24 protein-coding genes and 1 pseudogene are annotated in these 23,844 nt (G+C 51.9%); 3 read left to right on the forward strand and 22 right to left on the reverse strand.

What is annotated here, in order from left to right:
- Positions 1-9 precede the first annotated feature (9 nt).
- The 11 genes and pseudogenes from DI14_RS02705 to DI14_RS02755 form a co-directional block, all read right to left on the reverse strand.
- Complete coding sequence (locus tag DI14_RS02705) at positions 10-1,239, reverse strand: toxic anion resistance protein (RefSeq protein ID WP_034804894.1); 1,230 nt, start codon at positions 1,237-1,239, stop codon at positions 10-12.
- Entirely contained in the window at positions 1,223-1,939 is a 717-nt protein-coding gene (locus DI14_RS02710) for a 5-bromo-4-chloroindolyl phosphate hydrolysis family protein (RefSeq protein ID WP_034804896.1), read from the reverse strand. Before DI14_RS02710 ends, DI14_RS02705 begins: the two co-directional genes overlap by 17 nt.
- Before the next feature lie 144 nt (positions 1,940-2,083).
- The gene (locus DI14_RS02715; protein ID WP_034804899.1) at positions 2,084-3,436 is read right to left on the reverse strand and encodes a sodium-dependent transporter; all 1,353 of its coding nucleotides are present in this window, start codon (positions 3,434-3,436) and stop codon (positions 2,084-2,086) included.
- Positions 3,437-3,552: 116 nt separating this feature from the next.
- Positions 3,553-4,434 carry a diacylglycerol kinase family protein gene (locus DI14_RS02720; protein WP_034804902.1) on the reverse strand — a complete coding sequence of 294 codons (882 nt, stop codon included), beginning with the start codon at positions 4,432-4,434 and terminating at the stop codon, positions 3,553-3,555.
- On the reverse strand, positions 4,431-5,936 hold the full coding sequence (locus tag DI14_RS02725; protein ID WP_034804905.1) for an ABC transporter permease/substrate-binding protein: 1,506 nt from the start codon (positions 5,934-5,936) through the stop codon (positions 4,431-4,433). Before DI14_RS02725 ends, DI14_RS02720 begins: the two co-directional genes overlap by 4 nt.
- Before the next feature lie 13 nt (positions 5,937-5,949).
- Positions 5,950-6,663, reverse strand: a pseudogene (locus DI14_RS02730) (ABC transporter ATP-binding protein); the annotation flags it as partial.
- Positions 6,664-6,779: 116 nt separating this feature from the next.
- The gene (locus DI14_RS02735; RefSeq protein ID WP_152545856.1) at positions 6,780-7,484 is read right to left on the reverse strand and encodes a 3D domain-containing protein; all 705 of its coding nucleotides are present in this window, start codon (positions 7,482-7,484) and stop codon (positions 6,780-6,782) included.
- Between the two features lie 227 nt (positions 7,485-7,711).
- Positions 7,712-8,170 (reverse strand): GDYXXLXY domain-containing protein, encoded by a 459-nt coding sequence (locus DI14_RS02740; RefSeq protein ID WP_034804911.1) that lies wholly within the window; start codon positions 8,168-8,170, stop codon positions 7,712-7,714.
- Complete coding sequence (locus DI14_RS02745; RefSeq protein WP_034804914.1) at positions 8,167-9,351, reverse strand: DUF2157 domain-containing protein; 1,185 nt, start codon at positions 9,349-9,351, stop codon at positions 8,167-8,169. The genes DI14_RS02740 and DI14_RS02745 overlap by 4 nt, the downstream gene beginning before the upstream one ends.
- Before the next feature lie 17 nt (positions 9,352-9,368).
- Positions 9,369-9,569, reverse strand: coding sequence for a DUF2187 family protein (locus DI14_RS02750; protein ID WP_034804917.1), 201 nt, complete (start codon positions 9,567-9,569; stop codon positions 9,369-9,371).
- Between the two features lie 41 nt (positions 9,570-9,610).
- Positions 9,611-10,237 carry a CoA pyrophosphatase gene (locus tag DI14_RS02755; protein WP_051622512.1) on the reverse strand — a complete coding sequence of 209 codons (627 nt, stop codon included), beginning with the start codon at positions 10,235-10,237 and terminating at the stop codon, positions 9,611-9,613.
- A gap of 97 nt (positions 10,238-10,334) precedes the next feature.
- Between DI14_RS02755 and DI14_RS02760 the strand changes: the two genes are divergently transcribed.
- Positions 10,335-11,876: an FAD-dependent monooxygenase gene (locus DI14_RS02760; RefSeq protein WP_051622513.1), complete on the forward strand. Its 1,542-nt coding sequence runs from the start codon at positions 10,335-10,337 to the stop codon at positions 11,874-11,876.
- A gap of 18 nt (positions 11,877-11,894) precedes the next feature.
- Here DI14_RS02760 and DI14_RS02765 read toward each other — a convergent pair whose 3' ends face one another.
- The gene (locus DI14_RS02765) at positions 11,895-12,158 is read right to left on the reverse strand and encodes a hypothetical protein (protein WP_034804921.1); all 264 of its coding nucleotides are present in this window, start codon (positions 12,156-12,158) and stop codon (positions 11,895-11,897) included.
- Between the two features lie 100 nt (positions 12,159-12,258).
- Here DI14_RS02765 and DI14_RS02770 point away from each other — a divergent pair, with 100 nt between their 5' ends.
- Complete coding sequence (locus DI14_RS02770) at positions 12,259-12,561, forward strand: hypothetical protein (protein WP_034804923.1); 303 nt, start codon at positions 12,259-12,261, stop codon at positions 12,559-12,561.
- A 50-nt stretch (positions 12,562-12,611) separates the two neighbouring features.
- On the opposite strand, the gene DI14_RS02775 is transcribed toward DI14_RS02770, so the two are convergent.
- The 8 genes from DI14_RS02775 to recU all read right to left on the reverse strand — a co-directional run bounded on the left by DI14_RS02775 (position 12,612) and on the right by recU (position 21,372).
- Positions 12,612-13,187, reverse strand: coding sequence for an NERD domain-containing protein (locus DI14_RS02775; RefSeq protein WP_034804925.1), 576 nt, complete (start codon positions 13,185-13,187; stop codon positions 12,612-12,614).
- 18 nt (positions 13,188-13,205) lie between these two features.
- A complete protein-coding gene (gene gpsB, locus DI14_RS02780) occupies positions 13,206-13,502 on the reverse strand; it encodes a cell division regulator GpsB (RefSeq protein ID WP_235193373.1) in 297 nt (98 codons plus the stop codon).
- A gap of 5 nt (positions 13,503-13,507) precedes the next feature.
- Positions 13,508-14,053, reverse strand: coding sequence for an SLOG family protein (locus DI14_RS02785; protein ID WP_034804928.1), 546 nt, complete (start codon positions 14,051-14,053; stop codon positions 13,508-13,510).
- Positions 14,050-15,207 (reverse strand): ribonuclease H-like domain-containing protein, encoded by a 1,158-nt coding sequence (locus DI14_RS02790; protein ID WP_034804930.1) that lies wholly within the window; start codon positions 15,205-15,207, stop codon positions 14,050-14,052. Before DI14_RS02790 ends, DI14_RS02785 begins: the two co-directional genes overlap by 4 nt.
- Positions 15,204-17,453 (reverse strand): DEAD/DEAH box helicase, encoded by a 2,250-nt coding sequence (locus tag DI14_RS02795; protein ID WP_034804932.1) that lies wholly within the window; start codon positions 17,451-17,453, stop codon positions 15,204-15,206. Before DI14_RS02795 ends, DI14_RS02790 begins: the two co-directional genes overlap by 4 nt.
- Positions 17,454-17,470: 17 nt before the next feature.
- Positions 17,471-18,031 (reverse strand): hypothetical protein, encoded by a 561-nt coding sequence (locus DI14_RS02800; RefSeq protein WP_235193374.1) that lies wholly within the window; start codon positions 18,029-18,031, stop codon positions 17,471-17,473.
- Between the two features lie 80 nt (positions 18,032-18,111).
- Positions 18,112-20,760: a transglycosylase domain-containing protein gene (locus DI14_RS02805; RefSeq protein ID WP_034804934.1), complete on the reverse strand. Its 2,649-nt coding sequence runs from the start codon at positions 20,758-20,760 to the stop codon at positions 18,112-18,114.
- Between the two features lie 21 nt (positions 20,761-20,781).
- Complete coding sequence (gene recU, locus DI14_RS02810; protein WP_034804937.1) at positions 20,782-21,372, reverse strand: Holliday junction resolvase RecU; 591 nt, start codon at positions 21,370-21,372, stop codon at positions 20,782-20,784.
- 321 nt (positions 21,373-21,693) lie between these two features.
- Between recU and DI14_RS02815 the strand changes: the two genes are divergently transcribed.
- Positions 21,694-22,545 (forward strand): DUF3800 domain-containing protein, encoded by an 852-nt coding sequence (locus tag DI14_RS02815; RefSeq protein WP_034804940.1) that lies wholly within the window; start codon positions 21,694-21,696, stop codon positions 22,543-22,545.
- A gap of 35 nt (positions 22,546-22,580) precedes the next feature.
- Here DI14_RS02815 and nth read toward each other — a convergent pair whose 3' ends face one another.
- Together nth and DI14_RS02825 are read right to left on the reverse strand one after the other, a co-directional pair.
- The gene (nth, locus tag DI14_RS02820) at positions 22,581-23,237 is read right to left on the reverse strand and encodes an endonuclease III (RefSeq protein WP_034804942.1); all 657 of its coding nucleotides are present in this window, start codon (positions 23,235-23,237) and stop codon (positions 22,581-22,583) included.
- On the reverse strand, positions 23,237-23,844 hold a 608-nt coding region (locus DI14_RS02825), incomplete at its 5' end, for a DnaD domain-containing protein (protein ID WP_235193375.1). The genes nth and DI14_RS02825, both read right to left, overlap by 1 nt.

Raw genomic sequence — 23,844 nt, forward strand, 5'->3', positions numbered from 1 at the left:
TTTCCCGGGTCAATATCCTGTGTTTTTCGGTAACTCTTTGTTTTTCGCGGCAATCTCGATGACTTTCTCTTTCAACTCATGTTCCATCCGATCGAGTTCACGCTCGGCGTCACGACGCTTCTGCTTTCCTTCTTGCTGGATGCGGAGCGTCTCGTCAAGTGTCGACAAGAGGTTCTCGTGGGCCACTTTAAGCGACTCAACGGAGACGATCCCCTTCTCGTTCTCTTGAGCGATTTCAATCGAAGAATCTTTTAACATCTTCGAGTTCTGTTCGAGCAACTGGTTCGTCGTCTTCGTCACATCTTGTTGCATCCGGAGCGCCGTCTTCTGACGCGTCAAGCTGAGCGCGAGGACGACTTGGTTCTTCCAGAGCGGAATCGTGTTGACGACGGCCGACTCGATTTTTTCAGCTAGGATTTGGTTGTTTTGTTGAATGACACGGATTTGCGGCGCCATCTGTAGACTGATCGTACGGCTCAGTTTCAAGTCGTGTAGTTTCTTCTCGAAACGGTCGGCGAGTTGAATCATGTCGTTCAACTGTTGCAACTTCACTTGATCTTTCGACACTTCGACTTCATGACGGAGCGGTGCGATTTCGTACTCACGGACGTGATCGAGTTTCGTCTCCCCTGCCGCGATGTAGACGTTCAGTTCTTCGAAGTATCGCTTGTTCTTATCATACATCTGATCGAGCATCGTGATATCTTTCATCAACCCAAATTTGGCGCGGTCCAAGTTATGGATGACTTCTTCGAGATAGACGTTCATCTTCTCGAACTGGAGCTTATAGTTCTCCGCTTTCTTTTTGGCACGACCGATGAGCGGCAAGTTGTCGACAAAGCTCTTCTTCTCCGGCTGAAGCATATCCGGGTCCATCTTGCGGACGTTTTGCATCAAGTCGGACAATAGCTTCCCGGCGTCGCCGCCATCCTTCATGCGGACCTCGGTCAAGATTTGGTCTGAGAATTGAGACAGCTCACGCTGGACGTTCGAGCCGAACAACATGACAGAGTCCGTCTTCTTTATATCAATCGACTCGGCGAGGCGTGTGATTCGCTCACGGTGCTGATCCGGCACGTCCGGTTTCGCTTGGATGGTAGGCACCTCGTGTTTCGCGGTCATTGCCGACCAGTCCATCGATGGGTCAGAAAATGATTCTGTCTCCGTCTTTGTCTTCGTCTCTGACGTGAGTTCTTCTTCTGGCCATGACTGCCAGTTCGTTTCATTCGATGAAGTCATGCTTTTTTCTCCCTTCAGGTTGATCGGCCAACACGCGTTCCATCATAATCAACTCGCGTTCGAAATCGACAGCGTCATCTTCAAGCAGACGACCGCGCTGTTCTTTGAACTTGTCGACGATGAGGCGCATATTCGTGATCAATTGCTCTCGTGTCTCTTCTTGAATGACGACACGTTTTCCTTCTAGTTCTTTAAACTTTAAGACGACAGACACGAGCGAGTCCAAGTAGAACGTGAACAAGTCGCGTACGTGTTTGGCGTCTTGTGGGTTTTCGAATAGCTCGGCAAACAACTCGTGCGCTTCTTTCGAGACCGCCTTCATTTCACGACGCACCTCAAGGTCTTTTATGTCTGGGAGCACGCGGTCGATCTGTTGCAACTTCTCGTACCCTTGTTCGATGGTGCGCTGTAAGAACTGTAACTCTAAGTCGTCCGTCGCTTCGAATTGACGGACTGGTGCTGGCTCTTCGATCGGCTTTAAAATACGTGATCCGACGAATGTCTCTTCTTCGTCAAGTAGTAGTTTCTTTTTCGCTCGTTTGGCTATCGGCGCTGGATTTCGGTTCCGTCGCTTATTCGTCGACCATACTTCGTTCAAAACGAGCGCTCCGACAATGATGAATAGCCAAGAAAAATCGAATACACTGATGGCAAAATATAAAACTGCCCCGGTCAGGGCCCATTTCATCCATGTCTTCATTCGTTTCACCTCATCTCGTGATACTTCTATTGTACCTTACGTCACCATTCAAAAAAAGTTTCGTCATCTTTATAAGCTTACCATAATACACTTTTCACCTTCCTCGGTCGCAAGGACGAAAAAAAGCAAGGGAAATCCCCTTGCTTACATGTTAAACCACGTCGACACCATGACGATGGCGACCGTGACTGGAATGACATAACGAATCAAGAAACGCCATACCGGATAGAGTTTTTTGCCTGTGTCTGACGTTTGAATCTCTTCTTGTAAAATGCGTTGGTCGACGATATAACCAACGAAAATGGATGTGAGTAACGCACCTGTTGGCATTAAAATGTAGCTGACAACGTAATCCATCACATCGAAGAACGTCATTCCATCAAAGAATTGTAACTCGCTCATCACACCGAACGAGAGTGCAGACGGAATACCGACGGCGAAGACGCTGGCTGCAGCTAAAAGCGTCACGTTTCGTTTCGAAATAATCTCTTTCTTCTCATTCAGGCGGTCCGTCACCCCTGCAACGACGACTTCGAGCATCGCAATCGACGACGTGATCGAAGCAAACGTGAACAAGAGGAAGAACAAGACCATGAAGAATCCGCCGAGCGGCACTTGATTGAAGACGGCCGGCAAGACGACGAACAACAACGCTGGGCCTTCAGCCGGATCAAGTCCTGATGCGAACACCGCTGGGAAGATTGCAAGACCAGCAAGCAACGAGACCATAATATTCAACAGGACGATCATATTAGCCGAGCGATTAAGTGTGCCTTTCGTCTGGATGTAAGAGGCATACGTCAACATCGCCGCCACACCGAGCGAGAGCGAGAAGAACGCTTGACCGAGGGCAAACAATACCGAATCTCCTGTCAGGGCCGAGAAGTCCGGCTGCAAGAAGAAGCGGACCCCTTCCATCGCCCCGTCAAGCGTCAACGAACGGATGACGAGCACGATAAAGCTGACGAAGAGAAGCGGCATCAAAATCTTGCTCATGCGCTCGATTCCAGCTTCGACACCTTTTAAGACGATTAACAGCGTGATGAATAAGAATAAAAATTGTCCGAAGACCGCAATGCCTGGTGAGGAGACGACGTCCCCGAAGACGGCACCAAACTCGTCAGGCGAACGACCGCTTAGCGTCCCGCTCAAACCGAGACCGACATAAATCAGGACCCAACCACCGATGACACTGTAGAATGAGAGCAATAAGAAACATGCGATGACGCCAAGGTAACCGATCAACGTCCAACGGCCGTGGCCGAGTTTTTTGAAGGCGAGCAACGCTGTGCGTTGTGTCGAGCGTCCGACGATGAACTCACCGATTAAAAGTGGCAGTCCGAGCAAGAGCGTAAATGCTAAAAACATGAGCAAAAAGGCGCCGCCTCCACTTGTGCCGGTTACGTATGGAAACTTCCATATCGCTCCGAGACCGATTGCCGACCCTGCGGCCGCTAAGATGAATCCAATTTTTGAGGCGAACGAGTTTTGCGCCATTCCTATCCCTACTTCCTGTTTTCATTTCATTTTCATAATAATAGTGAAATACTAACACGGTTCAGAATCGAGGACAACAAAAAAAGAGAAAAGTCTGAATTCTTTTCTCTTTCCTCTTATTCCTGACCGGCAACGAGAAACGTCAATTCTTTCTCGAGCACCTCGATTTTAAGTTCGGTCGCCTCGAAATGTTCTCCATCGACATCGATGATTTGCTCGTCATGCAGGCGCACGATCAAGTTATTCATTTGAAGGTGTACCCATTCATCCGATGCCTGTTCGAGACCGAACTGTTGCGCCAATAACTGCCGAATCATCGGAAAACCGATGGCAGAACTATGGACGACCTCGACGAAGCCGTCATTGAACGACTGCGTCTGCAGCTTTGTCGGAACGGTACCGAGATAGGCGCCATTGCCGATGTAGAGAAAACTGACCGGACCCTCATGAACGATCTTCCCATCCTGTTCGATTTGAAGGTCGAACGGGTCGGCTTCTCGAAACTGGCGAATCGTCGCTAAAAAGTAGCCGATGGACCCGAGCGATTCTTTTTGTAACGGATCGATTTGGCGTGATGCATCTGCAATTAAACCGACGCCGATAAAATTAAGTCCGTACCGGTCATTCACACGCATGACGTCGACCGGCTCGGCGTGACTCATCTTCAAAATCCGTGCGGCTTCGACGGGTTCGACCGGTAAATCGAGGGCACGTGCGAAATCGTTGCACGTGCCTCCTGGAATTAATCCGATTTTCGGTCGATCTTCGTAATCGACCTGCATCAAGCCATTGACGACCTCATGGAGCGTCCCGTCGCCACCAATGACGAGCAAGTGGTCGTAACCACCGCTCGCTTTGGCGAAGCGATACGCATCCCCTTCCGAAGCTGTTTTTAAAATCTGAATCTCTGAATAGAGCGACTCCACCGTGGCAATGACTTCGCCGAGCATCGTCTCATGCGTACCGGATGTCGGGTTTGAGATGACGAGCGCATTCATAAGAGCCCCGCTTGTTCTAAGAAATCTTTGGCGACATCATAGGCGCGCTCGTTTCCATAGGCGACGCGTCGGTTAAGTTCAGACATCTCCTCATCCGAAATGAGCCCGGCAAGCTGATTAAGCGCATCCTCGATTTCTGGATGTTCTTCGAGCGTCTCCGCCTTCATAAGAGGTGCCCCTTGATACGGCGGGAAGAACTGTTGATCGTCTTCTAAAACGACGAGGTCGTTCTCCGCGATATCCGGGTCGGTCGCATACGCATCGACTAAATTGACGTCCCCTCGCGAAATCGCCCGGTAACGCAGTTTTTGTTCCATTGATGTGACCGATGGGAAGTCAAGGCCGTACGCTTGTTGTAAGCCCGGATAGCCGTCTTCTCGATCCGTGAATTCGAGGGTGAAACCGGCACGGATGTCATTTTGGACGTTACGCAAATCTGAAATCGTATTGATGCTTTCCGACTCTGCATAGTCACGAGGAATCGCGATGGCATACGTATTGTTGAACTGCATCGGTTCGAGTAACACGTACCCGTCATCGGCGAGGGCGTCGCGTGCTTGTTCATACACTTCTTGTGCGTCGTTCGAGTTCGGTGTCTCATTGACGAGGCTCGCGAGTACCGTTCCCGTGAATTCAGGATAGATATCGACATCTCCACTTCGAAGAGCGCCCCAGACGAACGTCGTCTCACCAAAGTTCGGGCGGACCGAGACGCTCAGGTCCGTCTCTTCCTCAATGAGCAACTTGTACATATTCATCAAAATCTCCGGCTCAGGGCCTAGCTTCCCAGCCACGACGAGGTCGGTCTGCTGGGTGCGTCCGAACGCGAGTGGTGCCGCGATGATGAGCGCGAGAACCGCCGAGACGGCAATCAGTTTCGTCCGATTACGTGTCGCCGTCGCACCTTCCATCTGACGTAGTAAGAAATCAAACAAGAGCGCGAGGATTGCAGCGGGGATTGCCCCGAGCAAAATCAAGTAATTATCATTTCGGTTGATCCCGAGCAAGATGAGCGTCCCGAGCCCACCCGCCCCGACGAGCGCCGCGAGTGTGGCCGTCCCGACGATGAGGACCATCGCCGTCCGAATCCCGGCCATGATGACGGGGAGGGCGAGCGGGAGTTCCACTTTCATCAAACTTTGGTTCGGCTTCATCCCGCAGGCGCGGGCCGCCTCGAGGAGGGATTTATCCACTTCATTCAACCCGGTGAACGTATTGCGAAGAATCGGCAGTAGCGCATACAACACGAGGGCGATCGTGGCTGGTAACGCCCCGATGCCGACGAGTGGAATCATGAGACCGAGTAACGCCAAGGATGGAATCGTCTGGATGACGGCTGTGACGCCGATTGCCGTCTCCGCGACTTTTTTGCGCCGCGTCAGCCAAATCCCGAGTGGAACAGCAATCAAAACAGCAATCAAAAGCGAGACGACCGATAGTTGTAAATGCTCGACGAGCGCTTCAATCAGTTCTCCACGTCGATTTTGAAACGTTTCAAGCATCGACCTCACCTCTTCTTCGTTGAGTAAATTCAAGCACGAACGGGTCGTCGCTAGCACGAATCTCAGCCGGTGTTCCGACGACGACGAGTTGTCCGTCCCGCATGAGCGCGATCCGGTCACCGAGTTTCATCGCTTCTTCGATGTCGTGGGTGACGAACAAGATCGTCTTTCCGAGTTCATCGTTCAACCGTTTGACGTCATCTTGAAGCTGCCCCCGACTGATCGGGTCAAGCGCCGAGAACGGCTCATCCATGAGAATGACTTCAGGGTCAGCCGCAAGCGCCCGCAGTACACCGACACGTTGTTGTTGACCACCGGATAGTTCGGTCGGTTTTTTATCACGGAGCACCGGGTCGAGTCCGGCGATATTCATCAGTTCCGTGACGCGATCTTTCGTTTTTTGTTTCGGCCATTTCAATAAGTCGGGAACGACCGAGATGTTTTCTTCTACCGTTAAATGAGGGAATAAGGCAATCTGCTGGAGCACATAGCCGATATTGCGACGCAGTTCGTAAATATCGAACTGATAAATCTCTTTCCCGTCAATCAGGATTTTACCATCCGTATGATCGATGAGACGATTCACCATTTTCATCGTCGTCGTCTTGCCACATCCTGACGGCCCGATCAATACGAAGATCTCCCCTTTTTGTACCGTCAAATCCAAGTCTTTCACGGCCAATGTCCCATCGTCGTAACGCTTGGAAACATTTTGAAATTCTATCAACACAATCCCTCCTCGGCTCATTCCTGTTATGGAAAGTCAAATATTAGTTTGCCCGAATAACGGCTCTTTTAAACAACAAAAGGTTCTCCCGGATGGAAGAACCTGTCTTGGTCGATTTAGTTGATGGTGACTTGGATATGACGACGACCCCATTGGATGGCTTCATCTTTCGTATCGACGAGCAAATCGACAATGTTTCCTTTGATTCGACCGCCCGTATCGAGCGCGATCGCATCTCCGATCCCTTCAAGGTGTACGACTGAGCCGAGTGGGATGACCGAAGGGTCGACAGCGATGATCCGCATACCGTTGTAGTAAATCGAGTCGGTCACGTCATGGCCCGTTGCCGTCAAGACACGGCCGCTGTAAGTACCGTTGTCAGCGGCATCGTTCGTGTAGGCGGTCGATTCGACTTGCAGGACGTTCGTTGCGACTTTCATCGAGACCGGCCGCGCGCTTGGAGCCGCCTCCGCTTTTGCTTCTTCTTTCTCAGCACGTGCAGCTTCGGCTTCTTTCGCCGCTTTTTCTGCAGCCTGTTTCGCCTCACGCTCAGCTTCCTCTTCAGCTACTCGCTTCGCTCGTTCAGCCTCACGTTTCGCTTGCTCCGCTGCGCGACGTTTCTCTTCTGCGAGCTGCGCCTCACGCTGTCGCTTCTGTTCCGCTTCACGTTCCATCGCTTGGCGTTCTAGTTCCAGCGGGTTTTGGACAATCTTTTGTTCCGTGCCGATTCCGATTTGCGCGGCTTCAGTTGCGGACGCGACGGCGAATACGCCTGTCATGGAGATGAAAAGGACGATCATATATTTAATGAATTGATTCATGGTTGATTAGCACCTTTCGCATTATGTAACGAACAGATGTTAATTTACCATGATTGGTCGCACACGTGTATGATTCATACCGAAGTGAAATATTCCTGACATATGACTTTTAAAATCGTTACAGATTGTAATATTTATATAAAACGGCGTCGCGAAGCCATCGCATTAAAAAAATACAGAACCGTTACAACAAGGCGTGTAACGAATCTGTAATCTGTTTGCAAAACTTATTCGGCTTCGATTGGCCGCAACTCATGAGCTCGGACCATCCCCCAAGGAGCGATATCGACGTCGACTTCGAACGTTTTCGCGCCTCGGATCAAGTCGGCTTCATCGTCCGTCACTCGATAAGAGCTCAAATCGTCGACATAAACTCGGCGATCGAAATAGTTCGCTCGAATCCCGCCGAAGAACGGTCTCGAACTGACGCGGTCAACCGTCGCATATCCGTCCTCTCCGGCTTTGAACGTCACATAGACGGTACCAGATTCGACGTCTTGACGTCCTTCGAACGCGTCATACTCTAAATAAATCGAGTCCCCGAAAAACGGGTCATACGGCTCATAAGAAGTCGCCTTGAACGTATACGTCTGACCGAACCACGAGACCGCATAGACGAGCAAGACGAATCCGACGGCGATGAGCACTTGTATAATCGGTAAGAGCCAAGGTGTCATGCGTTTCATGTCCGTACATCCCCTCTCGTCCGGTTACGCCACCACAGAGCGAGCGACAATCCGAATACGATGAGCGCCCCGATCAAGAAGAAGAGCGAGATGTCGAGACGATCCCACACGTAAATGAAGTAAATCGTCATTTGAACGATTAAAAAATAGATGAAAGCGAGCACAATCGGTTTACGTTGATGGTCTTGCCAGACGAGGTAACCGAGCGCGACGACTTCGAGTAGGACGGCGAGCAGAATACCTGAATCGTTGAATAATGAGAACGGGATGACAGCAAGCAGACTCACCCACATCAGTTCAGGGCGTCGGTGCAACAAATAAATCCCGACGAGAGCGGCCGATAGGACCGTCGCTTCAATGACGGACGGTGGACGCTGGGACAGCCATCCTTCCGTCGCATTGATGAGATAGCCAATCGAGAGGATTGCTGCGACGAACAAGTACAAATAGTTCCATTGCGCACGTTCACGATAGATGAGAAACAGCACATGCATGATGACGAGCGCCCATAACGGCCAAAAGCGACCCTCATAGTTCGCGTATTGTCCGATTATGATGAGAAGGCCGTAGAAACCAAACCACGCGAAGATGCGGTCAAGCTCATGATTGGTGTAGTGGAACCAAACCCACGTGATGATGAGACCGAGCAAGATGAGCGTCAAGCCGATGCCTTGAAAGCTGTTCGTAATCGCCATAAACCCTCCGAGTGCCGCGATGAACGTGAAAATCGGATGTTGATAGATGAGCCGATGCAACACGGCGACACCGAACATGAGCCAAAACAAGAGCGGGAGTTGCGAGGACAAGTTATACGTCGTGAAGATGACGATCATTGTCGCAACGAAGAAGACGATGCCGAGGACAAGGAACAATGTCACAAAGCGCTGTGCCCGTGTCTTCACTTGTTCGGCCGCCACATACATGCCGACCATGATGACGAGAAAAATCGCCACTTTTAGAAGGTCCGGGATGGCCTGCCAATTCGCAGCGACAAAACTGAACAGACTGAGCGCAAGTAAAATCGAACCGATGATCACGAGGATTGGCGGGTTGTGTTCTCGCTTGTCACGTACCGCCAACCGTTCATGTTCATAATCGACGAGCCGTTGCCCCGTCGCTTCATCCAACAACCCAGCCTCTTTCCATTCACGTACTTTTTTGTCAATGGACACCGGAATCATCCCTTTCGGATCAAAGGTCAGCTAGCGCGTTCAATCAATTCCAATTCTGATTTGAGTAAAACTTGTTTTTCAAATTCAAGTCCTAACTGTTGAAATTCTTCCATGATGGAAACGTCCCCGATGACTGTATTGGTCAGTACGGCAGTCACTTCCGCGACCCATCCTTCACGCGTTGATTTTACGATATCACCCACAACGAATTCTACAGACACACCCATTCACTTCCAATCTTAAATTTGTTTCTATCATTATAACGAAATTATATCCGTTTGAATACGTTTTCTTTTATGTGTTTAATGAATTGTGACAATATTTTTCCAGTAAGTCCCCAAATAATGTAGTCCTCATGTTCATAAAAAGGTTCTCTCATTTTAATTACCCGTTTTTCGTACGCTTTAGCATTCGCCATCCGGTCAAACGGAATATTTTGATCCGGATTCATCGTCCACTCCATCTCGCCGTGGAACGGGTCGATGTAAAGCAACGTTTCGACCGGGACCGTGAAGAGATGGTCGACTTCATCTGTCAGCTTGACGTCCGGCACGACAGGGATGATCCCGACGAACGGATAAATCAATTGACGATGCGGCGTCGCAAGCGGTTGCAGACGGCCGATGACTTCGATGTCTGCCTGCGGGAGCGTCAACTCTTCGCTCGTTTCACGGATGGCGGCTTCAAGCGGCGTCTCCCCTTGGTCCAACCGCCCGCCCGGGAACGCGATTTCTCCTGGTTGTCGCCGCATCGTATGAGCACGGACTTCAAAGACGACGTGCCACACCCCATCGACTTCGGTTAACGGAATTAAGACCGCCGCCGTCTGTTCATAATTCTCTTCCATTGAGAAGCTGTCACGCAGCTGAGTTTCATTAATTGACGAATCCTTCATTCCGAGTCTCCTCACTCCTTATGTTTTCTACACTTCCACCGTTGTCTCCTCGTTTAAACGTGCCCAATGTCGGAAATATCAATATTAACGATAGGAGATGGTAGATGTGGACCAACAAGTAGACGTATTGATTGTCGGTGCGGGCCCGACCGGCCTCACCCTCGCTTTGACCCTTGCTCGTTATGGGATCTCGTTCGAGATTATCGACCGCAAGACGACCCCGTCGAACAATTCGCGGGCAATCGGGATTCAACCGCGGACGATTGAGGTGTTCTCACGGCTCGACGTCGCTAAAGAGGTGCTCGATCGCGCTCGCACGATCGAGAAAGGAAACCTTTACTTTTCCGGGCAGTGGACGGCCAAGCTAGAGTTTTCAAGGCTTGTCACCCCTTACCCGTTCGTGACGCTGCTTCGTCAGAATGAAACGGAAGCGATTCTTGAACAAGCGCTCAATCGTCACGGCCACTTCGTGCGACGAGGTGAGTCGCTCATCTCGCTCACCCATTATCCGTCACGTGTACTCGCCCATCTCGAGGGCGACACCCCGCGGACGATTGAAGCGAAGTACGTCGTCGCGGCCGACGGTGCGAACAGCTCGATTCGTCGGATGCTCGCCTTGCCGTTCAGCGGCAAATCGTTCAAAGAGTCTTGGGTGCTCGCGGACATGAAGGCGAGATGGAATATCTCACGTGAGGAAGTGCATATCTTCTTTTCAAACCGTGGGGTGCTAGAAGTGTTCCCGTTGACAGACGATACGATTCGAATCACCGGGAACCTCGCAAACGACGAATCGTTCGACGAGTCAAAATTACGTGAATTGGTCGAACAACGGAGCCATATGCCCGTCGAAATCGATGAAGTCGAATGGTTCTCCTTGTTCCGGGTTCACAACCGGATGGTGGACGCGTTCATTCATAACCGGGTCATCTTGATGGGGGATGCGGCACACATCAACTCACCTGTCGGCGGGCAAGGGATGAACACCGGGATTGCCGACTCGTTCAACCTCGGTTGGAGACTATGGCTCCACCTGAAGGCCGGTGCCTCTTTTGGTGTCGTTTCGACGTATCGGGACGAACGGGAACACGTCGCGCGGAACGTCCTGCAGACGACGAACGTCGCGACCGAAGTGTTGCAGACGACGTTACCGATGCTTTTGCCGTTTCAAGCGCTCGTTGCGGACGTCTTCACCCGCGTCAACTTAATCAACCAAAAGATCACGGAACGAATTGCCCAGCTCCATCTCTCGTATCCGTCCCACTCCCGAATCCCGTTTCAACGAGTCGCGGAAGGGAAAATCTTCCCTGAAATCGAAATGATTCGAACGGATGACGGGATGCGCCAGAAGATTTCAGAAGTCGCGGACGGACGGTTCCAAGTACTCGTCCTCGATGATGGGTCCCGCGATTCGGCAGCACTGTACGACTATTTGAATGAGCATCAATCCTTTTTCCAAATCATCACGCTGTCGAAGACGAGCCGTCCCTTCTTCGACCAGGGCAACGAACTCGCCAAGTCGTTCTTCATGCGACGAGGCGTCCTCGTCATCCGCCCGGACGGCTATCTCCTCCATAAGCAACGGCATTTACGTCTCGCTCCGCTCCAAGAGAAGATGAGCGACTGGCTCCCGTTCGCATGACGCAGAAACGCTCGACTCTCAATTGGAGTCGAGCGTTTCTTTGTTGTAATACAAGATGCCCGGGGCAGAGAGCGTCAAATCATAAAACGCCTCGAACGCCTCGATGTCTTCAAGTTTTCGGAAATCGACCTTATTCGTCTCGCTGTTTGGGATGGCGACGATAATCCCTTCCGCCGTCGACTTGATCATCCCGGTCTGACCGTTATGGATTCGGATATAGAGCACATGTTCCTTCTCGAGCAGTTGAACCGCCTCGCGGCGTGATTGAATAGACGTTTTCACAAAATCCCCCTCTTCTTCTTTGAGTATACCGGGGAAAGTCGGTTGCTTTCAACCGTCGACCTCGATAAACTATTGTAAAGAAGGGGTGGAAGCTGTGGATATGGTTTGGACTGATGTTAGGACTTTAATGATTGTCGTGCTCGGTACGTTATTTGTCATTCTCGTAGCGGTTCGCACGATTCGGAACATACGTTGGGTCCGTTTTGGCGAGGCGTTCGGGAAACAAGGCGAGGCATTGCTCGAGGATTATGCGTACTTGACCGAGAAAGGCATCGAGTGTCGGGTCGAACAAGGCTTGCCGACGGGACGGTTGTTTCGACCGCTCGCTAAAAACTTAGACGACCGGGTCGCGCTTTTCGTACATCGAAAAGATGAGGCCGCGGCGCGGAAATTGCTCAAATAAAACAACACCCTATCGCAGCGGGCTCAAGAGGCCCGGTTGCGATAGGGTGTTTATTTATGTACTTGTCGCTCTGAACAATAGTACGCGATTTGTTTGATGGTCGGCTCCGTCAACAGTTCGAGCTTCGTCTTAGAGATGACGTCGTCGACGATTTCGAACGACGATGCGCAGTTCGCGCGAAGTCGTTCGACCTTCAGTCGGCTCGTCTCGGGGAAAATCAGGAACGACGTGACCGGCACGGCTTGTCCGCACTGTCTTTTCAAACGACCACGGATTTGTTTCGTGATACCATCGAGCTCTTGAATCGGATGTGGGTGGATGGTCTTCCAACCGAGCGACGTCTCGTGACGGCATTCCCGATTCGACATGTGAACGGCCGAAGTCGTCCGATTGACTTGAACCAAAAACACACCTTTTGGCCCGACGAGGACGTAGTCGAACAACGTTGCATCCATCTCGACATGCTCAATCATCATCCAATCAAACCGGCACGTTTGCCGTAAAATCTCGACAAGCTCCTCAGTGTACGATTTAGCCGGTTCAATCACTTCCACTTTCGTGCGGAACAATCCTTTCGTCTGTCGTTTTTCCGGTTCTTTCGGTGCGGCCGTCAACACGTGCAACATCGCATCCACCTCCTTTCCTTATTCGCTCGGTCCGACTTGCTTGCCGAAGACGGCTTTTTCCAAGTTTGAAATACGTCGCAGCATATCATAGTTCGAGGCGACCGGTTGTGACGCTTTCACCGGTTCGGCTTGATCGCTCGATCCGCGGCGGAGCGACTCATTCTCTTGACGTAAGCGTTCGATTTCTTTCGCCATCTTCTCATAGTCACGGATGACGACGTCGAGAAATTGGTCGACCTCTTCTTGCGAATACCCACGGAGGGCTGTCTTGAATTCTTGTTTATAAATCGCTTCTGCTGTTAATTCCGTTTGCATCGTCTTCACTCCCATTGTTGTTCCCATTGTTTTTCTTCTTCAATGACCCGTAAGTCCTCAGGTGTAATCAAGAATAGCTCCATATGCTGTTTCCGTTTTGCCCCTTCGACGAGAAATCGAGGGCTTCCCCCCGTCTCTTCGTCAAACAAGCTGATGAGTCCTGCTGCTTTATCCAAAAAGAATGCAGTTTTTGCCCGAAGTTGGCTCGGGTCCTCATACGGACGTTGGGTCAACGGCTCAAAGAAATCCGCTTCGAGCTGAAGTTGGATGAACAGCTCCTGCTCATACGGCTTATACCGCTCCTCCATTTCCAAAAATGGAGGAAATACGGCAATCTTGATTGGATACGTTTTTCTTAACTCTAACAATACTTGTCCAGCCCACAATTCACAACCGTTTGTCCCACTAAAGATGAACCATTCCCCACCAAGCTCAATCGCCTCTACGATTTTGCGGCGATACGCCTCCTGAATGATTTCGATCCCTGGATGGTCGGCTTTGAAGATTCCTAGCTCATGCGGGCGATAACCGGTAATCGCGACGACTTTCATAAGCGCTTCCTTTCTAACCGGGCGAGCCGGTGTTGTAATTCACGTTGGGCACGGAATGCCGTCTGCTTCAACACCGTCCGCCTTGCTTCGACGAGTTCGAGGGCACGATTCGTATAGACGATGGCGCGGTCGATGTCTTTTGTCTGATGCTCAGCATGCTTGGCGAGTTCCGTTAGCGATTCGATGGAACCGACTTGTTCAAACAACGGCAACGCCTCGTCGATTTTACCGGTGCGCTTTAAAAGCATCGCCTGACGCATTTTCGCCAGTTTCGACGGGTTATCGAGTTGCGCGTACGTCTTCAAGGCCGCATCCTCATTTCCGAGGTCGCTCAACCAGTGCGCCCGCTCTTCCCCGAACATTAACCCATCGCCTTCGACGAGATGCGTGAGGCGGGTGTAGAGCGAAACGAGGCTCAAACAGTCGGCATGATGGTGTTCGATGACCGGACGTAAAATGTCCGGTTCTCGTTCTTTCACGTATTGAAAATAATGCATCGGGGCCAAAAAGCCCGGTAAGTCGTCAACGCGTTCATGCCCGAAGTGGGCTTCGACCGCCTTCAACGAAACAGATTCGAGCGTCGGTTTTAACAGCCGTCTCGATGCGTGCAACAAATCGACGTGTCCGACTGCTGGGAGTTCCTTCACTTTCGACTTCACGAACGTATGGCGTGTCTTGATTTGCGGCCAGTCAAACGACTTTCCGTTATAGGTGACGAAGCGGACCTCATCACCGATATCGTTCAAGAAATGATAATAAAACGCCGTCTCAAACGCCGGGTGGGGCAACACATACTGCACCATCTCGAGATGCCCTTCATGGATGCGGGCAAACCCGATTAAAAAGATGGACGTCCCCGACCCTCGTAGCCCGGTCGTCTCCGTATCCATGAACAGCACGCGATCGGTCGGGACGTCCACCGCAAAAAACGGATGCGTCGCCTCACGGACGGCTCGTCGGGCTTCTCCATATGTGAAGTCGTGATACATCGACTCGAGCGGATACATCTCTTTCAAGCGGACGCACCATTCTTTTTCGAACGTCAAAATCTCCCCACCGAGCGCCTTCCATTTCGCTTGTTCGACATCATCAGGCGTTTCGATTTGTTGTTTCGGTTCTGTCGTTTTAATCAAACGTGCTAATTTTGCTTTCATATCGTTCCTTTCAAGGCATGCAACTGATTGACGACCTGCTGTTTGAAGTCCCCGTAGCCGACCATCCCGACACAACTCGGACAGCCGCTCGCACAAGGGCAATCCTCGACGGTGCGCACTGCCGCCTCAAGGACAGCGTCGGCGTCACGATAGAGCGCCTCGCTCAACCCGATTCCGCCCGGATAACGGTCATACAGGAAGACGGTCGGTTTCGACGTATGGGTCGCCTTCATTTGAAGCGTCGTGAACAAGTCATGGCTGTCACACATGAGATATAACGGGGCGAGACGGCGTAACAAGTCACTCACCGCCTCGAGCTGGTCTTCCATATCAGCTTCCGAGTATGCGTAGCGCTCATCGAGCGTGAACCAAGTCGCCGTCGTGTGTAGCTCGCGTTCCGGCAGATGAATCGGGCCAGATCCGATATTCTCATGCGTCCCGAACTTGATTTTTTTGAACAACGTGGCCATCGCGATGACCGAAACCTCGCCAAACGTCTTCACTCCGTCCGATTTGTTCTCTTCTAGCACTTTCAGTTCGACAGCCAAGTTCGCGTCGGTGTAATAATCGACATCGACTTGCCGCACGTACGCCTTCTTCTCTTCGAAGTCGAGCTTTTCGACTTGATATTGTTCGGCACCATGCAAATAAATGGCTTCGTCATGCAACAACGTCATCGCGCTGAACGTATCCATCTCGCCGATGACGGCGTGTTTGGCCGTCTGGTCGACGATGACGACGTTTTCCTGATCCGACGTACGGAGTGAAATCTCGTGGGCCGGGAACGAATCCGTCATCCAGTAGTACTTATCGGCCCGCTCATGGAGGACTTGGGCGTCCGTCAAGAAATCGAGGATGTCTTCCGTGTCGACCGTCCCGAACCGTTCTCCTTTATGGAACGGCAACTCGAACGCCGCACACTTCAAATGATCGACGAGGATGATGAGATTGTTCGGGTCGAGTCGCGCCGCCTCCGGTGAACGATCCAAAATCAAATCGGGTTGCTCGACGACGAGCTGGTCGAGCGAGGACGACGAGGCGACGAAGATGACGAGCGACTCCGAATGGCGTCGGCCGGCCCGTCCGGCTTGTTGCCAAAGCGAGGCGACGGTACCGGGATACCCGTTCAAGACACACGCTTCCAATTGCCCGATATCGACGCCGAGTTCGAGCGCGTTCGTCGAGACGACCGCTCGAATCTCCCCGTCGCGGAGCCGGCGTTCGATTTCACGGCGTTCGGACGGCAAATAGCCGCCGCGATATCCGACAATCGACTTCGGTCCGAGCTCACGCCGTGTCAACTCTTGGAGATACGTCAACAGCACCTCGACGCGGACGCGGGAGCGGGCGAAAACGATCGTTTGAATGTCGGCCTCGACGAGCTTTGACGCGATCCGCTTCGTCTCGAGCGTGGCGCTACGGCGGATGCCGAGCGCCTCATTGACGACAGGCGGGTTATAGAAAATTAAATGCTTCTTTCCTTGTGGCGCACCGTTTTGGTCGACGAGGACGACATCTTCCTCGGTCAACCGTTCGGCCAACTCGACCGGGTTCGCAATCGTCGCCGACGTCATGATCCACTTCGGATGGCTCCCGTAATAGGCGCAAATCCGCTTCAGCCGTCGGAAGACGTTCGCGACGTGACTGCCGAATACGCCGCGGTACGTATGAAGCTCATCGACGACGATATACTCCAAGTTCTCGAACAAGCGAATCCACTTCGTATGGTGCGGCAAGATGCCCGAATGGAGCATGTCTGGATTTGTGATGACAATGTTACCGGCATCACGTACTTTCGTCCGAGCTGCCGGTGCCGTATCCCCGTCATAGGTGAAGCAGCGCAAGTCGCCTTCGAGCGCCTCGACCATCGACATGAGGTCGGTGTTTTGATCTTGAGCGAGCGCTTTGGTCGGATATAAATAAAGCGCCCGGGCCGTCGGCTTCTCAATCATTTTTGAGAGCACCGGCAAATTGTAACAGAGCGTTTTCCCCGAAGCGGTCGGGGTGACGACGACCGTGGAATGGCCGCGTGCCGTCTGTTTAATCGCTTCGGCTTGGTGTGTGTACAACTTGTCGATGCCGCGCTCGTTCAAGACGCGCACGAGGTCGCGTGGAACGCTTGCCGGAATGTCCGCGAACTTTGCGGGACGGGCGTCGACCGTATGCCAGTTCGTGACATGACTATTGAAGCCCGGGTCGGTCTTGAGCGTTTCAATCATCTCTTCGACGGAACGCTTCTTTCGCATAAACTCACCTTCTCCTATCAAGAATTCGAAGGTGCAAGACGCTCCACGATGTCTTTCACTTGCCCGATCCGCTCGTCGCGAACGAGGCGATGAACGGCCGGCAACCGGAGCACTTCCATCGTGTTGAATGCGGCCGCCACATGTTCGTTCTCTTCCTCGAGGCGCTTGATCGCATCGTCATATAACAGATGCGTCGATCGGCCGAACAGGACGATGGTATGTAGCTTCGTGCATTTCGAATGGACCGCCTGTAAATGTTTCGTGTAGCGTTGCACCGCTTTATAGTAGTCATCGTGCGCCACGAGCGCACGACGTTTTCCGCGCAATAGTTCAGGATAAAATCGTTCGTCACCGAGAAACATCGTCTCGATCCCGATTCGTTTTAAATGCGAATGGCCCGCCGCGAGCGCGACGTCTCGATCATCCAACAAACGTCCAAACGGGATGGACTCCCCGAGGAGGAGGCGTCCCATCTTCAAACCGTTGACACCGTGAAGCGGGAGACCTTCGTCATCCTCTTGCAGTCGATCGATTACAAATAACACTTTCATCTTACGTTTAAGAGAGAGTTGTACCATTTGTCACCATCCTATTCGCTTTCTTTTCATTATAGCAAACGGAACAGAAAAACAGGGCGATTTCAATCGCCCTGTGCGTGTTATTCATTGTTGCGGTCACTGTTTCCGTTCTCACGTCCACCGTTCCCATTGCCGCGGTTCTCGTTTGAGTCAGACGATTCTGAGTTGGACTGCCGTTCAAGGTCTGTTCCCGACTCTTCTTCCGCTGGAGGTTCTTCCTCCGTTGCCGGTTCTTCCTCCGTTGCCGGTTCTTCCGTCGTCTCTCCCGAGTCGCTGTTGTTGCCGTTATTGCCATTGTTGCCGTTATTATTGCCGTTGTTACCGTTCCCGTTATTGTCGTTCGACTGTTCCTCTTCGGTCGGCTCTTCAGCCGGCTGTTCCGTTTCCGGTTCCTCTTCTTCTTCAGCCGGTTCTTGATTACGTTGAACCGTATACTGGGTTTGAAGCGGGCTCGACTGTTGCTCGCCGACGAGCGGATTCGTCGCCGTCGCGACAATCGTAAACGTGGTCGTCCCGTTCGTCAGACCAGAGATGTCGACACTCGTGTCTGACGTCGTGGCGACGACGCGCTCACTTCCGTCCGGTCGTTTCTCCGTCACGGTGAACGAAAGGTTTTGATACCCGTCCGCTTGCACCGCTTCCGTATTATACGACCATGTCAACGTGCCGCGATCCGCCGGGATATCGTAATTGATCGACGCGCCGGTCGGTGCCGGAAGCTTGTCCGGCTCGAGGTCTTTCGGTTTCGTCCCTTTGACGTACAGCTCGTTCCCGAGCGACAATACCGACTCCGGTTGCTGGAACGCTGCCGGACGACCGTTCGCGTTCGTCACTTCTTGCATCATATACTCGAAGTAGTACTGCGCGTAGTTCGGTCTCATGAGTGTTGCCGGTGTTCCATTTGAACGACCAGTCCAGACGGCAATCGAGTAGTCGGTCGTATAGCCGGCGAACCATTTATCCATATCTTTGTTCGTCGTACCGGTCTTACCGGCGACGTCATACGGGAAGGCACCTGGTTCATACGTCCCGATTGAGGTGCTGACGACGTCACGGAGCATGTCTGTGAGCATGTACGCCGTATAGTCTTCCATCGCCTGTTTCGCTTTCACCGGCGAGTTGATCGTCGAGCCGTCATTGAACTCGATTTTTTGAATCAAGTGCGGCTTCGTATACATCCCGTTCGTCCCGAGTGCGGCGTAGGCGGCCGCCATCTGCGTCGTGTTCGCCTCGGCCGTACCGAGTGCGTTCGAGGCGTTCATCTCGTCGCCAGACATCGACGGTTCGATTCCGACGTTTTCGACGAACGATTTGATTGCATCTTGACCGAACTCGTCCCGTACTTCATAAAAGGCGCGGACGGCCGGTGTGTTCGCTGAGATTGTCAAGAAATAACGCATCGTGTTGTTGCCACGGAATCCTTGATAATAGTTCCCAGGGTTCCATTCGCCTTCTTCAAATGCGGCGTCACGGAGTACTTTCCCCGTCGACCATTGGCCGTTCTCAATCCCAGGGCCGTAGTCGAAGAACGGTTTCGCCGTCGACCCGATTTGGCGCTTTTCGCGTGAGAAGTCACGATAGTTCTTATCGCCTTGCTCCGCCTGTTGGCTGTCAATCAAGGCGACGATTTCACCTGTCTTCGTGTTGAGGACGGTCGCCCCCATCCGTAGGTCTTCCGGGAAGACGTTTTCGACGTTCATGAAATCGACGTTGTTCGATTTGATGTCGTTGTTGAACTTCGTATGCAAGTCTTTATCGATTGACGTATACACTTTGAGCCCTGTGCCATAAATGTCTGCCTGTTCGAGGCCATAGTCTTCCTCGAGCTCGGCTTGGACGCGCGCATAAATCGCACGCGTGTACGACTCGCCGTCCGTCTGTGGTGCCGGCGAGATGACGTCCGCGATCTCGACGTTGAGCGCTTCATTGTATTGCTCTTCCGTGATATGACCGTCACGCTTCATCGCGGCGAGCACTTGCTCTTGACGATAACGCGTCAGTTCTTGGTCACCACTGATTGGGTCATATGCGCTCGGACGCTGTGGCAGACCGGCGAGGATTGCCGCTTCCTGATAGTTCACTTCCGATACAGGCTTGTTGAAGTAAGCCTTTGAAGCCGACTGTACCCCGTATCCGCCTGAACCGTAATAGTTGATGTTCAAGTACATTTCGAGAATCTGCTCTTTTGAATATTCACGTTCGAGTTTGATGGCGAGCCATTGCTCTTGAATCTTCCGCTTCATACTCTTCTCACTCGTGAGCATCGATTGTTTGATCAGTTGTTGCGTGATCGTCGAGCCACCCTCGGACCCGAACCCGCTCGTCAAGTTGGCGAGGACCGCCCCGCCGATTCGGCGGATGTCGATTCCGTTATGTTCGTAGAAACGACGGTCTTCAATCGAGACGACCGCTTGTTGCATCACTTCAGAGATATCATTGATTGACACGTATTCGCGAACTTGGCCGCTTTCGAGCGGTTCCCCGTTCGATGAGATCAGTTGAATCGGATACGTCTTCACCAACTTCTCTTCGTCGAGCGGTGGTGCGGTCGCGATTGCATAGGCGGTATACGCGCCCGCCGCGACAACGCCGATAATGAATAGTAATGTTGCGAGTAAAAGAATACGGCGCCAGATCGGCTTCTTCGTTTTCGGTTTTGACTGTTTCGTCGTCTGTTTACGTTTATTGGTCGTCGTGTCTTGCCGACGTGCCACTCGACTTCGTTCCATTCACGATTCACTCCTTCTATTTCAATCGAGCCATGCTTCCAGTGCCGCCAAATAATCGACGGCCGGCATCGCCCGGGTTGGAACTTCGATTGCATGTTGTTCAATGAAGCTGAGCGGGATTGATTTTCGTCCCGTCTCACGTTGTGCCCACCAGTCTAACAACTGGTCTGCTGACAGCACATATTGCGTATTATAGCGGCTAAACCGGATGATGACAAAGCAAATCCCTCCATGTTTCATACAATCACGCATGTGTGTGATTTGATGGTCATGAAAGTTACCGAGTGGGAACGACGTCTTATTGTTCGTCTCTTTCGCTTCGAAATCGATATATTTGCCGCGATACACCCCGTTATAGTCGGTCGTCGACGCTTGTTTGAAATACGCTTCCGTCACTTTCGCGGCGCTCCGTTTCGGATAGTCGACTTTGACGATTTGAAGCGGTGTCGGTTTCTTATGGATGACCGCCTTGCCGTGGATTCGATAATACTCGTTCGTCTCGTTGAGCAGCGTCTCTAAGTTCATGCCTCGGTTCGAATACGTTGGACGCTCGGATCGAATCGGTGCCTGACTGTTCGTCGTTGCTTTCTTTCCGTTCGGATAGTGGAACATGTCGTCACCCCTACAACTCATTTTAGCAGCTTGGCCCACTCGTTCCTTCCGTCTAAGGTCTGATTGTCGAGTTCTGTCGCTCGACTGTCTCGTGGATTTTCCGCAATGCATATCGTACCAAACTCTTGTATGTTAAACTAGTATGTAGTGTATTGTGTAGTCAAATTGACACAAGCTTGTTATCATGCTACTAAATACTTTTCTACAATAAGTCTTCTACTAGTTAACCCTTTCATCAATCCGATAAACGAGATTGATGAAACTTTTAAAAAAATAGAGGCGCTTGAGATGAAAGAGATAAAGCTGTGTTGGAGGGGTACGATGGATAACGGAAAGAAGTACGTGATGTTCGTCGATGAGACGGGTACACCGAAGGGAAATACGCAATTTAATTTGACGGGTGTCCTCATGGAATACAAGTATGCGATTGACGCCGACGAGGCCGGAATACCGTGCGAGCTGAAACGTCGTCTTCACGCGTTCAAGCGAGACGTGTTCAAAACGGAAAACATCCCGCTTCACCTAAAAGAGATTTTAAAGGCCGAGCATCCTTACGGAAAAGAGGATGGGATCACGATCGATATGCTCCGTGACTTTTGGAACAAGTTACCGGACTTCTTGCGTGACATCGACTGTACAATCGTCAGCGTCGAAGTCGATAAACAGAAGTTACAAGACTTCTACTCGACACCGAAAGACCCTTACGTCGTCGCGTTCGCGCATTTGATGAAGTCGTTTTACGCATTTCTTGAAGAGACCGAAGCGGTCAGTGCCCGCGTCGTGCTCGAATCGCGTGACGATTACCAGAATCTACTCATTCAAAAGGCGTTTTTTGACATTTTCAACTCAGGGACGGTCCACCTCGATGTCGAAAAGAGTCGACAAAAAATCAAAGGCTTCATCTTCTCCGAGAAACAAAACACGATTTATCAGTCCGGGCTCGAAATCGCAGACCTCGTCTGTCTGCCGCTCTCGCGCGTCCGCCGCGGGGTCATCGAAGTCAAACCGCGGTTCGTCCATTATGGGGATGAGAATCGCATCTTTAAAGCAATCAAGGACAAGATTTACATCCGTAAAGAAAGTCCAGACCAAGACTTCCGAAACTGGGGCTTCAAAAAAGTCCCGATCACGAAAAAGCGCCGCGAATGGAGCGACCATCCGTGGAACCACTAAAAAACTGCCTCGTAGCGTTAGCTACGGGGCAGTTTTTACGTCGCTTTTATCGACTTCATCCGCTTTTTCCCTTCCCGGCACATGTGCAGGAGCGGGCACGTCTCACAAGCCGGGCGTTGCGCCTTACAGTGATACCGTCCAAAGAAGATGAACTGATGATGCAGCTGCGACCACTCCTCACGCGGGAACTTTTTCATGAGCGTGTCCTCGACTTGACGGACGTTGTCTTTCCAGCGACAAATCCCGAGTCGTTTCGAGACGCGCTCGACGTGCGTATCGACGGCGAACGCCGGCTCATGGAACGCGACCGATAAGACGACGTTCGCCGTCTTGCGACCGACGCCAGGCAACGCCTCGAGCGACGCCCGGTCGTCCGGGACAATCCCTTCATGAAGCGTCACGATTTGCATCGATAGCGCCTTCACGTTCTTCGCTTTGTTCCGATACAATCCGATGCGCTTGATGAGCGACTCGATTTCCGAGACGTCGGCTGCCGCCATCGCTTCGACCGTCGGGAACGCCTCGAATAGGCCTGGCGTCACTTTGTTGACGAGCGCGTCCGTCGCCTGAGCCGATAACGCGACGGCGACGACAAGCTCGAACGGATTGCGATGCGTCAGCTCACAGTGCGCATCCGGGAACATCTGTCGCATCGTGTCTGATACTTCGTTTAGTTGGGTCCGGGTCAACATCATTTGTTCCTCCGTTGATATTCGACGACATCCTCAAGCGACTGGACGTTATGGTCTTGCCAGACGCGCAAGATTTTATCCATGTACTTGAAATTCCGCACGTTCCGGAGTTTTGCTTCCCGAAGGGCGGCCAGCACCAACTCTTCGCTAAACCCGTCTTCGGTCAGCCAGCCGACGATTTGCTCGATTTCAAACGGGGTGATCGTCCCGAATTCGCGCTCGAACGTATGAATCAAGTTCTCATTCAATGCGTGCGGCGTCTTGACGGTCACCGTCTCCTCCTCGAGCGCTTCGAACAACGGTAACAGGCTGTATCGTTCCACGTCAGCCGAGGCATCGATGGCAATCAATTCTTTTTGCAACAAACCGAGCAAGACGGCACGTGCTTCATGCTCGGCCACGTTCATCCGTTCCCCGAGCTCGCTCGGGAGCGGCATCTCGATGCCTTCCCCGGTCAGTTCGAGCAAGTGGACGACGAGACAAAACTCGACCGGGCTAAGGTCCAGCCGGCGTGCGTCCGTGAACAATTTACGCGGGACGACGACCGGGCTCTGTTCGAACAGTTTGATTAGACTATGTGCATTCATGGCGCACATCCTTTCTAAAC

The organism is Exiguobacterium sp. AB2, assembly GCF_000696055.1.
Lineage (GTDB): Bacteria > Bacillota > Bacilli > Exiguobacteriales > Exiguobacteriaceae > Exiguobacterium > Exiguobacterium alkaliphilum.

Coding starts and splice junctions, on each gene's coding strand:
- DI14_RS02705 (WP_034804894.1), bottom strand. CDS start 1,239: ATGACTTCATCGAATGAAACGAACTGGCAGTCATGGCCAGAAGAAGAA.
- DI14_RS02710 (WP_034804896.1), bottom strand. CDS start 1,939: ATGAAGACATGGATGAAATGGGCCCTGACCGGGGCAGTTTTATATTTT.
- DI14_RS02715 (WP_034804899.1), bottom strand. CDS start 3,436: ATGGCGCAAAACTCGTTCGCCTCAAAAATTGGATTCATCTTAGCGGCC.
- DI14_RS02720 (WP_034804902.1), bottom strand. CDS start 4,434: ATGAATGCGCTCGTCATCTCAAACCCGACATCCGGTACGCATGAGACG.
- DI14_RS02725 (WP_034804905.1), bottom strand. CDS start 5,936: ATGCTTGAAACGTTTCAAAATCGACGTGGAGAACTGATTGAAGCGCTC.
- DI14_RS02735 (WP_152545856.1), bottom strand. CDS start 7,484: ATGAATCAATTCATTAAATATATGATCGTCCTTTTCATCTCCATGACA.
- DI14_RS02740 (WP_034804911.1), bottom strand. CDS start 8,170: ATGAAACGCATGACACCTTGGCTCTTACCGATTATACAAGTGCTCATC.
- DI14_RS02745 (WP_034804914.1), bottom strand. CDS start 9,351: ATGATTCCGGTGTCCATTGACAAAAAAGTACGTGAATGGAAAGAGGCT.
- DI14_RS02750 (WP_034804917.1), bottom strand. CDS start 9,569: ATGGGTGTGTCTGTAGAATTCGTTGTGGGTGATATCGTAAAATCAACG.
- DI14_RS02755 (WP_051622512.1), bottom strand. CDS start 10,237: ATGAAGGATTCGTCAATTAATGAAACTCAGCTGCGTGACAGCTTCTCA.
- DI14_RS02760 (WP_051622513.1), top strand. CDS start 10,335: ATGGTAGATGTGGACCAACAAGTAGACGTATTGATTGTCGGTGCGGGC.
- DI14_RS02770 (WP_034804923.1), top strand. CDS start 12,259: ATGGTTTGGACTGATGTTAGGACTTTAATGATTGTCGTGCTCGGTACG.
- DI14_RS02775 (WP_034804925.1), bottom strand. CDS start 13,187: ATGTTGCACGTGTTGACGGCCGCACCGAAAGAACCGGAAAAACGACAG.
- gpsB (WP_235193373.1), bottom strand. CDS start 13,502: ATGCAAACGGAATTAACAGCAGAAGCGATTTATAAACAAGAATTCAAG.
- DI14_RS02785 (WP_034804928.1), bottom strand. CDS start 14,053: ATGAAAGTCGTCGCGATTACCGGTTATCGCCCGCATGAGCTAGGAATC.
- DI14_RS02790 (WP_034804930.1), bottom strand. CDS start 15,207: ATGAAAGCAAAATTAGCACGTTTGATTAAAACGACAGAACCGAAACAA.
- DI14_RS02795 (WP_034804932.1), bottom strand. CDS start 17,453: ATGCGAAAGAAGCGTTCCGTCGAAGAGATGATTGAAACGCTCAAGACC.
- DI14_RS02800 (WP_235193374.1), bottom strand. CDS start 18,031: ATGGTACAACTCTCTCTTAAACGTAAGATGAAAGTGTTATTTGTAATC.
- DI14_RS02805 (WP_034804934.1), bottom strand. CDS start 20,760: ATGGAACGAAGTCGAGTGGCACGTCGGCAAGACACGACGACCAATAAA.
- recU (WP_034804937.1), bottom strand. CDS start 21,372: ATGTTCCACTATCCGAACGGAAAGAAAGCAACGACGAACAGTCAGGCA.
- DI14_RS02815 (WP_034804940.1), top strand. CDS start 21,694: ATGGATAACGGAAAGAAGTACGTGATGTTCGTCGATGAGACGGGTACA.
- nth (WP_034804942.1), bottom strand. CDS start 23,237: ATGTTGACCCGGACCCAACTAAACGAAGTATCAGACACGATGCGACAG.